Annotated in this window: 7 protein-coding genes and 1 pseudogene; 4 read left to right on the top strand and 4 right to left on the bottom strand. The window is 42.4% G+C overall.

What is annotated here, in order from left to right; all coding sequences use genetic code 11:
* Positions 1-4 precede the first annotated feature (4 nt).
* The 3 genes and pseudogenes from QCH34_RS13285 to QCH34_RS01390 form a co-directional block, all read left to right on the top strand.
* Positions 5-844: pseudogene (locus QCH34_RS13285) on the top strand (lectin like domain-containing protein); the annotation flags it as partial.
* 45 nt (positions 845-889) lie between these two features.
* Positions 890-2,698, top strand: coding sequence for an NBR1-Ig-like domain-containing protein (locus tag QCH34_RS01395; RefSeq protein ID WP_300328868.1), 1,809 nt, complete (start codon positions 890-892; stop codon positions 2,696-2,698).
* Positions 2,699-2,976: 278 nt separating this feature from the next.
* Positions 2,977-3,921, top strand: a complete 945-nt coding sequence (locus QCH34_RS01390) for a glycosyltransferase family 2 protein (protein ID WP_300328864.1) — start codon at positions 2,977-2,979, stop codon at positions 3,919-3,921.
* A 351-nt stretch (positions 3,922-4,272) separates the two neighbouring features.
* On the opposite strand, the gene QCH34_RS01385 is transcribed toward QCH34_RS01390, so the two are convergent.
* The gene (locus QCH34_RS01385) at positions 4,273-5,268 is read right to left on the bottom strand and encodes a lysylphosphatidylglycerol synthase transmembrane domain-containing protein (protein ID WP_300328860.1); all 996 of its coding nucleotides are present in this window, start codon (positions 5,266-5,268) and stop codon (positions 4,273-4,275) included.
* Between the two features lie 320 nt (positions 5,269-5,588).
* Here QCH34_RS01385 and QCH34_RS01380 point away from each other — a divergent pair, with 320 nt between their 5' ends.
* Positions 5,589-7,712 carry a hypothetical protein gene (locus tag QCH34_RS01380; protein WP_300328857.1) on the top strand — a complete coding sequence of 708 codons (2,124 nt, stop codon included), beginning with the start codon at positions 5,589-5,591 and terminating at the stop codon, positions 7,710-7,712.
* Between the two features lie 110 nt (positions 7,713-7,822).
* On the opposite strand, the gene QCH34_RS01375 is transcribed toward QCH34_RS01380, so the two are convergent.
* From QCH34_RS01375 to QCH34_RS01365, 3 genes are all read right to left on the bottom strand, one after another.
* A complete protein-coding gene (locus QCH34_RS01375) occupies positions 7,823-9,118 on the bottom strand; it encodes a glycosyltransferase family 4 protein (RefSeq protein ID WP_300328854.1) in 1,296 nt (431 codons plus the stop codon).
* On the bottom strand, positions 9,115-10,161 hold the full coding sequence (locus QCH34_RS01370) for a glycosyltransferase family 4 protein (protein WP_300328851.1): 1,047 nt from the start codon (positions 10,159-10,161) through the stop codon (positions 9,115-9,117). The genes QCH34_RS01375 and QCH34_RS01370 overlap by 4 nt, the downstream gene beginning before the upstream one ends.
* A gap of 23 nt (positions 10,162-10,184) precedes the next feature.
* Positions 10,185-11,599 (bottom strand): methionine biosynthesis protein MetW (locus QCH34_RS01365; RefSeq protein ID WP_300328848.1); only part of this gene is annotated, 1,415 nt, incomplete at its 5' end.

Genomic DNA, 11,599 nt, shown 5'->3' with positions numbered 1-11,599 from the left:
CGATGTGCAGAAACACCTGCAGGAGGCGGTGATCCTTCCCCCCCGGAGCAGTGCGACCGACAACGGCCTGATAAAGCAGAAAATCAAGGAGGAGGGAGGACTGCAGGGTGCAATTACCGTCGATTGGAGCTATTTCGGCTCGCCCAACGGATACGGGTATGAGACCTACTACAATCCCTCCTACCAGAGCAGCGGCGGCCATGCCATCTGCATTGTCGGATGGGACGATACCTTCCCCGCAAGCAACTTCACGGTAACCCCGCCGGGAGACGGGGCATTCATCTGCAAGAACAGCTGGGGCACGGGTGTGGGCTGGAACGGAACCGGATACTTCTACCTCTCCTACTACGATGCGAATTTCGCCATCGCAGGTGGATCACGCCCGGAGACCTGTTATTTTACTGCAGAGCCCACCACCAGCTATGACCACATCTACCAGTACGACCCCCTCGGCTGGGTCATGGATGTCGGCTATGGTTCAGGATCAGGCAACTGGATGGCGAATGTGTTCACGGCTGAGTCCGACGAGGATCTCAAGGCCGTCAGCTTCTATGCAACCACCACCGATGTAGACTACGATATCCGGGTCTACGTCAACCCCTCCCAGCTGCCCAAAGCTGCCGGCGATACGGCCCAAGCCCACACCACCGGGACACTCGACCTGCCCGGATACCATACCGTTTCCCTCGCAGAGAGCGTCAGCCTGGACGCAGGCGACACCTTTTCGGTGGTCGTGCAGCTCGATTCGGCTGACAGCACCCCCATCGCCGTCGAACGCCCCTATGCCGAGTATTCCAGCGGTGCCACGGCCTCGGGGAAAGGCTATGTCAGCTCCACCGGAGGGAGCTGGACACGGATCGATTCCGTATATAGCGGTACGGACGTCTGTTTGAAGGCGTTTACTGACGATGAAGAAATTCCGATCCTCCCCGATGCAGCGTATGTCTCCGACACCATCCCCGAAACAGTGGCGGCAGGAGAGCAGTACACCGTCCAGGTGACTATGTTGAATAATGGCACAAAACCGTGGTCTGAATCCGAATTCATACGGCTGGGCGCAGCAGGTGACGGGGGTGGTGATGCAGCGCTGTTCGGGACGACAAGAGCGACAATCGCCCCGGAAACCACCGTCAATCCCGGAGAGCAGTATACCTTCACTTTCAATTTGACGGCCCCCGAGACGCCGGGAACCTACAACCCCCGGTACCGGCTGGTCTGCGACGGGGAGCCGCCTTCGTGGTTCGGGGAGACGGTAGACAAGACCGTACAGGTCCAGGGGCCGAACGCGGCCTACATCTCCGACACCATCCCCAAAACCATGGTGGCAGGAGAGCAGTACGACGTCCAGGTGACGATGCAAAACACCGGGACCACCACATGGTCCGAGGATGAGCTTATAAGGCTAGGCGCTGTTGGAAATGAAACAGGCGATGCCACTCTCTTCGGAACGATGAAAGTGGGTATCGCACAGGGCACTACCGTCAACCCCAGCGAGCAGTACACCTTCACCATCAATATGACCGCTCCCCAGGCGCCGGGGACCTACAACCCACAATACAGGATGCTGTGGGACGGCGAGCCGCCTTCATGGTTCGGGGAAATCGTCACTACGACGATACAGGTTGATGAACCTCAAATACCGGACGCCTCGTTCGTCTCCGATACCATTCCCGCAACAATGACCCCGGGACAACAGCACACCGTTCAGGTGACCATGCTGAATAACGGCACAAAACCGTGGTCTGAGGACGACCTCATCAGGTTGGGAGCCGTTGGTGACGGGACAGGTGACGCGGCGCTCTTCGGGCCCACAAGAGTTGCAATCGCCCAGGGAACCACCGTCGGACCGGAAGAACAGAATACCTTCACTTTCACCATGACCGCACCCCAGACAACGGGAACCTATAAATCACAGTACAGGATGCTGTGCGACGGCGAGATGCCGTCATGGTTCGGGGAGATTGTTAATACGACCATACAGGTCGAGCAACCTCTGGTTCCCGGCGCTGCAGTGGTCTCCAACACCATTCCTGCAACCATGACTCCCGGACAGAAGTATAGCGTCCAGGTGACCATGCTGAATACCGGCACCAAACCGTGGTCGGAGGCCGACCGTATCAGGCTGGGAGCGGTCGGCGACGGAGCGGGGGATGCAGCTCTCTTCGGGACGGGAAGGGTGAAAATACCGCAGGGAGCAACCGTCGAGCCCGGAGAGCAGTACACGTTCACCTTCACCATGACTGCACCAGAAACACCGGGAACCTATTCTCCAAAATACCGTATGGTATGGGAACTCAGACAGTGGTTCGGGGACAAGTTAGAAAAGACTGTACAGGTCGGGGGATCCCAGGAACCGGATGCTGCTGTGGTAGGCGACACCATTCCCACAACCATGACCCCCGGACAGCAGTACAGCGTTCAGGTGACCATGCTGAATACCGGAACCAAACCCTGGTCTGAGACTGACCGTATCAGGCTGGGGGCAGTCGGTGATGGAGCAGGTGATGCAGCACTCTTCGGAACGGGAAGGGTGAAGATACCCCAGGGAACGACTGTCGGACCCGGAGAGCAGTACACGTTCACCTTCACCATGACAGCTCCAGAGACAACGGGAACCTATTATCCAAAATACCGGATGGTATGGGAACTCCATCAGTGGTTCGGGGAAAATTTGACAAGAACCGTTGCTATAGCATGATTACGGATTTAACCTCACCCAAAACTTATCTTTCGAGAAGCTCTGTCTTATGTCTGATCTACGGAATACATCATCATTTGTTGCAAAAAATCACTATAAACAAGCATATTCTAGTGCTGAACCGCACTCATACATATCTTTCATAGGAAAAAACGAAACCTTCAAAGCGATATTTTCCGAATACGCAGTACATAATAGATATTCAGGGCGGCAAATCGAAAATAAGAAGAGAGAGTTCAAATGTACTACTAATAAGCACTCTTTTGAGGTCAGATGATATGGAACCGTATATATCGGTGGTAATTCCTGTATGCAACGAAGAAGAAAATATTCTACCGCTTTATCAAAAGCTGAAGGATGACCTCGCAGAACTCGACAAAACGCATGAAATCTTTTTTATTGACGACGGCTCAACGGATGATACATTTTTAAAACTCTCCCAGCTCCACAAAAACGACAAGTGCGTGAGTGTCATTAAACTTCGGAAAAATTTTGGAAAAGCGCTCGCCCTGAATATCGCCTTTAAAAATGTGAATGGATGTGTCATCGTAACAATGGACGGAGATCTTCAGGATGATTCCGCTGAAATTCCAAAATTCCTTGAAAAAATCGATGAAGGATATGAACTTGTATCCGGATGGAAATACCCCCGCAATGATCCACCAACGAAAACCTTCCCATCAAAACTTTTCAATAGGTTGACCTGCTTATTCACCGGTGTGAACCTCCATGATTTTAATTGCGGTTTCAAAGCGTATAGAAAGGAAGTGATCGAATCAATCAATTTGTACGGCGAAATGCACAGATATACTCCCGTACTCGCCAATTATTATGGGTTTAAAATCGGTGAAGTGCAGGTTAAGCATCACCCAAGGAAATACGGGAGATCGAAATATGGCATAAACAGGATTATCAAAGGTTTCTTTGATCTCATCAGCGTTAAATTCCTCACAAGTTATTTATCCAGACCATTGCATGTTTTTGGTCTCCCCGGATTTCTCTCAACAAGTATCGGATTTCTTATAGGCTTACACCTAGTCATCCTGAAATTCTTTTATAATGTCGAGCTCAGCGAACGCCCCCTCCTATTGCTCTCGGTCCTGCTCATAGTGTTAGGTCTTCAATTCGTGTCATTGGGATTGTTGGGAGAAATGATAACCTATAGAGAGAAAAAAGCGGAAAATCCTGATATTTATATTGGGAAAGAATTGATTGATCATTGAAATATTATATAGAAATTAACATCTCCATAAGGAAATTATATAATTTGAAATATTCTTTTAAATTTTTCAATATTTTTAAAAAAATGTGTAAATTCTGAAGATAGAATTACCAAAAATCTCCAATATCGCATTAAAACAGTGATATCTATTTAATATTAAGACTTGAATGTTATTAGCGCTACTACAAAATTGTAATTATCATAGGATGAATTATTAAATTATTAAATCTATAAAAAGAGGATAAAAATTCATCATTTTGCGGAAATTCGAGAAATTCTCATAATTGGTAAGAATTTAAATATATATCTTAGAAAACGGATGGTGTAAATTTTTTAAATTACTATTAAAGTCTTAATTGTCATATCCGCATATTTTCCTTTCTTTAATGATAAAAATTGTATATCCAAAACTACCGGCTATGATAGTAAATAACAGCGTAATGGCATGAAAACCAAATGCTGAACTGATTGCAGTAATTTCAGAAATTCCGATAAGGATAAATCCAAAAGCCCATCCGCCTTCAACAGTACCAAATCCTGCCATACCCTGAATTGGCAGAATCATGGTGAAAACGACAAAACTTGCTGCGAAGATTGTTGGTAGGAAACCAGTATCAATATGCATCGCACATGCACTAAAGAAATAGAACAAATAGAGAAAAAACCAGATGAAGATTGATATAATCGCAACGTATAAGATATTCTTTTTATTTCCTTGCCTGATTTCAAGAATATAATTAAGTATTTCACTAATTTTTCCAGAAATCTTGAGGAGAAAAGGGTTTTCAGGATAATGGGATTTGTATCTGGGATCTTTTTCTGTTGATTTAATCCTCCAAGGCAGATAGAAAAAAAAGACTACAGATATACTTAAAGTGAAAAAAATTACAGCTGCGATTAGTGCAGTATTAATAATTTCATCAGGCAACATATCAATTAGTAAAAGTGAGGACACGAAGAATACAATGACAGCTAATAAGTCAAAAATCCTCGCAACCAGTAACGTTGCTACTCCTTGTCCAGCTCTCATATTGTGTTGCTTTTTCAAGAGATAAACATATGAAAGTTCTCCCGTCCGTGCTGGAAGGATATTATTTGCCATGTTGTGAACACAAACTATCGGAAAAAGATCTCGGATGCTGACCTCTCTGTTTAATAAAAAGTGAAAACGGTATGACCGTAATACGTAACTCACGATGTAAAGAATAAAACCGCCAAACAAGAATAGCGGATCCATCGAAATAAGAGTGTTGACGATATCGCCAAGCCTCACCTGCGAGAGCAAGACCGTAAGGATAATGAATGTAACAATTATTGTGATAGATTTAATGAGGGCCTTGCGGTTCATGTGTGATCAGGTAAATTGTGGTTGTATGAGAAGGTATAAGATTGTTATTTTCATACGACTATCGATCTCTATGCAATATATAAGAGGTCCAACATTCCATTCTTGGTTTCAATCAATATAATTTAATATCTATTCAGAGGGATTATTGATAAAAATAATCAAATAACTAATATCAAAAAAATTCTTTCGTTAATTAGCCAGTTATTATCTTTTAACGGAATTGAAAAATTTCAGTAGAATTTAATATTTAGGGTCAGAAAATGTAACTAACCGAGGTAAATATGACTAAATATTTTTTATCGAGTTTCGAAAAATATAATGTGGTAGATAGAGCCCCTGGTTTGATTCTCCTGATTTTGCTCATCGTTTTAGCAAGTGTTGCATTCAATTCTCCAGTACATCGATGGGGAGACACATCAACATATTATCTCCAGATAACAAGCATATCCGAAGATCATGACATTGAATATCGAGCTGAAGACCTGCAGAGAGCACTTGAAAAAAAAATCGATGACTTACCAGCAGGCTTATTCATGATTAAAACCGATGAAGGTCGTTACTTTTATGGGAAAGAATATTCTTATGCTCTTTTGGCGGCACCATTTTATATAATCTTCGATAATAGCGGAATTCTTCTTTTAAATGCGCTTCTTTTATGGTTGATGATTCTAATGGGCTATCTCTATCTTAAAAAAAATAACAGTAAACTTGTTGCTTTGGGAATCTCCTCGTCATTTTTCTTGATATCAACCGCCTTTGTTTATCTGTTTTGGGTACATGTTGAAATTTATAACATGTTTCTGATCACAGCAGGCTTATTTTCCTGGTTTGAATATCGGGAAAATAAAAATTTTCGATTTCTTTTTTTAGCATCTCTCATTTTTGGCATAGCAACTGTTGCAAAACTCCCAAATTGTTTAATATTCGTTCCAATCGCTTTTTATGAGATGTATACAAGTAAAAATACGAAAATAATCTTGATGCTACTACTATTCCTGATCCCAATCATCGTATTTTATGGAATATTTTTCATCAATACCGGAGAAATTACATTTTATGGTGGGAATAGACTTTTTTTCCTAGATAAATTCCCATATCACCGTGGTTATGATAGTATAAATGAAGCAGGTTATCCTGGTTTCAGTGTCACCGATGGGCGCACATCAGCTCTGATACAGGATTTTGAAAATTTAAAAGTAATTCCATATAATATCGTATATTATATATTTGGAAAATTCACAGGGATGGTTTGGTATTACCCTTTTTCAATATTTGCACTTTTTTCCTTGCTATCAGGATTATTAATATCAAAACTTAAATCGCAAAAAAAGGGTTATTTGTTGGACCACATAAAAGATAATATATATAAATATATCGTATTTACCGGAATTTTTCTCAATGTAGCGTTTTTTATCATTATTATCGGCAATAACTACCTTGGAGGTGCGCATGCCGTTGGAAATCGATATTTTTACATATATCCAGCATTTTTATTCCTCATCGGTTTTGTTGATTGGAGGAAATTCATAATTTTTCTTATTGCATCTGCATTAGTCCTTAATCCAGTTATTTCAAATCCAATCGAAACATCATATCATCCTGGGGTTCATACAACAAAAATGCCCTATGCATTTCTCCCAGTAGAATATACTCAGATGAATAATCTGCCATCCTGGGGTATTGGCCATAAGTTACCTGGATTATTTATTCTTAGAATGGACGATAACAGTCTATATATTGATGGGGGATTTCTAAGCAATGGATCTGCGGAATACTTAATTCGCACCAGTAATGAAATTCAAAATTTAAATTTAATTGTTCAATCAAGCAAAATTAATCAAAATATATTTTTAAAAATCGGCCATAAAGGAAAGCCGTTCTTACTAAATGACACCCTTTCTACCATTAATGTATCTGATTTTTGTCCAAATTATTCTGATAAAAATTACGCATTATATTTACTGAAAGTTCAATCAAATAATGAAATCTGGCTGTTACCTATATTGAATGAGTCCTTAACTCCATTAAAATTAAACTATCTGGATGGATTTCATGGCATTGAAAACTGGAAGGGTATTTCATCCCGCTGGATCTCGAATAACGCGACACTCCTGGTATGGAATAATCATTGCCAAGATGCAACATTAGCCTTCAGGGCACATAGTTTCTCCAAATCTCGAACGATTGAATTATATTGTAATGATGTTCTCGTAACGAAAGGCAACGTTAACACAGGATATATAAATATGACTTCAAAAATCAAATTGTGCGAAGGAGTAAATATCATCCGCCTGTATGTACGAGAGGGTTGCGATTGTCCGTGCGATATTCCGGAATTGAATAATAAAGATTCGAGATGTCTCAGTATTGCATTGCAGAATATTCAAATAACAAAATTCAATTCAACAATTCACATCAAAATCACAAAAAATATAATGAATTAACTTAACATTTCTCAACCAATTATGATGTTTACTGAATCAGAGTGAATTGACTATTTTCACCAAAACCCGATATAACAAAAACAACAAATGAAAAATTGAGTATTAGGACTTCACATTCTAATTAGATTGAGAGCCAGAGAAGAGATTATTTGACTATCCGTTTCCTCAATCCCAAGATCAGCAAGAGCGCAAGATGCCGCATGAAGTAAAATTTCATCTCCATTTAATGTACTGCGAATAAATGAAAAATAATTTCTAGCAACTTTTTCTGGATCGTGTTCGCATCTTACATACTGAAGTGCATTCTTTCCGATCTGCTCGCGCAATCCTTCGTTGTATGCAAGAACTTTCATGCTTTCAAGCAATACATCCTCTTCAAAAGAGTCAACGTCGATTTTAATACAGCATTCTCCCGGTAGTTCGGAAAACCAACCAACATTTGAGACAATCACCGGTTTTTCGGCCGCCATAATCTGCAATACACTTCTGCCCGTTTCACCTGCCGTGGGATATCTTAAATTTATACAAAAATCAGATATGGCCAGATACTCGAGAATCCGATCGTGTGACACGTAACCTGTGGTGATTACCGAATCTTTCAGCCCCATTTCATTAACAAATTTTTGAATATCCATAAGATCCTCGCCGACAAGGAAAAGAACCGCATTAGGATAGTATTTTAAAAATTCCTTAAAGGTTCTAATAATGACCGGATACCTTTTATGCGCTGAAATGAAGCCAAAACTTGTAATAACGGGATATTTATCCGTAATGAATAGATCTTTCCGAATGTTTTCAATATTTAACAGGTTTATTTTATCAATTTCTTGCAGTATTGTTATTGGTTGTTGAATTTTTGTACATATGGAATCAGGCTTTTCTTTTAAAACTTTGTGTATCCCAAATTCGCTATGGCAGATCACACCAACACTATAATCAAGAATCCTTCTCAGTAAGGGATAATCAAATTCGGGGAATAAATCAGACTTAATTGCATTTTTTGCCGTTTGTAAACCAGTTTCCCCATAACAATAGTAGAATTCATCCAAGTACCTTTTCTTATAGCCACTAGCCAGTGTAATACTCCTGAAAAATCCATGAAGGTAAATATCATGCAGTACTGTAATTCCAGGATAATCTAACAGAGTATTGTAAATAAACTCATGAAGCCGATTATTTCCCATCTGGTATAGTGCGACATCATAATCATTTTTCAATTTTTCAAAGTCTGTGTACGAAAAATAATTGAATTTTCCCTTTAAATATTCATTATTGGGTCTGACATTTTTATCAATGAAAATGTCAATGTCCACATACCGTGATAAATAAGGAATTACTTCTTTTTCGGAATAATCTGCGATACCTGTTTTTTGAGGACTTACAGGGGTAAAATATGCGATTTTCACCTAATTGACCCCAGAAGATTTTTAATGACGTGATCCCAGGATAAATTCAGTTTCTTTACTTTTTGATAGCCTCTCATCCCCATCTGTTTTGCAAGACCATCTTGAAAAATGCGGTCGATTTTAACTGCTATGTGCTCCGGTTTCGGATCTGCGATAAGTCCATTTATTCCATCCTCAACAAATGCTACAGGCTCTCCAGAATCTTTGCAGGTAATTACTGGTTTTTTAGAGAGAAATGCCTCCAAAGTTACATAGCCCAAATCCTCATCGATAGGAGTATAAATAACGGAACCGGCATTAGCGTAGAGATCTAACAGATTATTTTCACTCACATAACCAAGAAAGTCAATTTTGCTGTCAACTTTCAAATCTTTAGCCAATTTCTTGTAATTTTCCATTTGCGGGCCAGACCCCGCTATTTTAAGTCTAACATCGCTTTTTACGTATTGCATCGATTCAATAACAAGAAATTGCCTCTTGAGAAGATCCAACCTGCTGGGATATAGAATATAATTGCTGAAATCCTTACAGTGGTATTTCCCGATAAAGGGTGGCGGAGGATATAACGCTTCGCCTCGAATACCATTATATTTAAATAATCTATTCGAAACATTTTGAGAGATAGTGAATACTTTTTTTGCTTCCTTCAGATGCTTGGTGTCAATTTTTTTGATACGTTTCCGCACAATTTCGCCATTTTTATCATAATTTAAGAATTCATCATATTCTGTATATGCCAGATCATATGCCTGTCTATGCTGATGGATCAGCCAAACCACCTTGTTTGGGTGATTGATTAAATAAGAAGGGAATTTTGTTGCGATCACCCCATCAATTCTTACTCCATTGCTCTCTGAGAGATCTAAAAGTTTCCAGATGAGAGAGCTATTAATGAGTTGCTGAGGAGGAGACCACTTATATGGGATTTTTATGTATTCGATATCTAAATCTCTTTTAATCATCTCATTGTATAAGTTATCACAAAGATATTCCGCCCCCCCCTTCATAAAAGGAACTTGCACAGCGCATAATGCTATTTTCATACTCAAATCCCGCCAATGTTACTTCATTTCTTACCAATCACCACATAATCCTGTGCACCAAAGAGTATTCCATTTAGTAACTCAATATTGTGGTTATACGAATCAACAAACGTCTTCTCTTCGTCGTCCTTTGATTCCACGGAAGGCAGCTTTCGGAGCCTCACCTCATCAGGTATAGGTGCCGAAAACTGGGTCTCGATCTCCCTGAATCCTGCAGCCCCGAACAGGAATTTCAGCGTCTCAGGGTGGACCGGTCTGACATGAGTCATGTCAATGTAGAAATTCGCAAAGGAAAAGAAAGAGAGGGGGTTCACCGTCTCCGCAACAATGTAATAGCCAAATTTTATCTTTTTATAGCAGAGTTCGAGAAGTCGGACAAGATACCCTGGCTCAAGGTGCTCGACGACCTGATCTATGAAGATCCCGTCGAGGCTTGAGTCCTCGAGTTGTTGGAGGTAGGAGACGGCGTCGTTAAGTTCGACCTCCAGCCCACGGGAACGGCAGAATTCCACCATTGCCCCATCGATATCCACGCCGCTGGCTCCGATCCCCTGATCCCGCAGCAGTTCGAGGAATTCCCCCCTTCCACAGCCGATATCAAGCACGTTGTGGCAGCCCTCAAAATAGCGGACGAACTCTTTCTGCCGCTGCGTGATATCTTCTCGGGAGCCGCGGAATCGGTCCTCAAAGGCGAAGTAATTCAGGCCGATCTCAGCGGAGGGAGGGGTCGGGGCCTCGATCGTCCCGGGTGTGCTCCGCAATGCTCTGCTCTCGAGAACCTTCGCAAGCCAAGCTCGGTTCTCGATTTCGGTATCCATTGCGAATATTGCAGAATGCACCTGATCTTCGACTTCCAAGACCATCTCAGCCCGCTCCTGTTTGATTAGCCCAGTGATTTCAATCTGGAGCTGGTCCCTCACCTCATGAGCGATCTCGGATTTCGCCTGTGATACAAATCCTGTGACCTCGGCACGGATCTGCCCCTCAACCTCCGCGTCGATCTGGGCTTTCACCTGTTCGACAAGCTCCTTGACATCGGTTCGGATCTGTTCATCTGTTTCCGAGATTTTGTTCAGGATATCGCCATTCTGTTCCTTGAGGCGTTCTTTGAGGCGCGAACGGATTTCCTCGATCGTCGTATGGATCTGCTTAGTGGTGTCCTCCCGGACCTGTTGGCGGAGGGGCTCGATCCCGGATATTTGCCGTGCTATCTCATCGAGCACCCGGCCCGTGGCGTGGTTGAACTCGGCCTGCTTCCAGAACACTGGATCCACATAGCGACGCACCTCTCCGTGGACGAGCTCGCGCCCTCTCACCAGAAATTTTCCCACGTAGGGCCGGTGGGAGGAGATGAAATAGCTGTTGTTCTGGATATCCCAGTTGCCGGTCAGGTAGGCGAGATCGCGGTCGATCTCGGCATTGCTCCCTGCTGCCAGTT

It is taken from the genome of Methanocalculus sp. (assembly GCF_029762515.1).
In the GTDB taxonomy this organism is placed as follows: Archaea; Halobacteriota; Methanomicrobia; order Methanomicrobiales; family Methanocorpusculaceae; genus Methanocalculus.
This window is presented reverse-complemented; position numbering and strand designations above follow the sequence as displayed.

What these genes read in the sequence shown, in the direction of transcription:
- QCH34_RS01390 (WP_300328864.1), top strand. Translation starts at nt 2,977, where the DNA reads ATGGAACCGTATATATCGGTGGTAATTCCTGTATGCAACGAAGAAGAA.
- QCH34_RS01370 (WP_300328851.1), bottom strand. Translation starts at nt 10,161, where the DNA reads ATGAAAATAGCATTATGCGCTGTGCAAGTTCCTTTTATGAAGGGGGGG.
- QCH34_RS01385 (WP_300328860.1), bottom strand. Translation starts at nt 5,268, where the DNA reads ATGAACCGCAAGGCCCTCATTAAATCTATCACAATAATTGTTACATTC.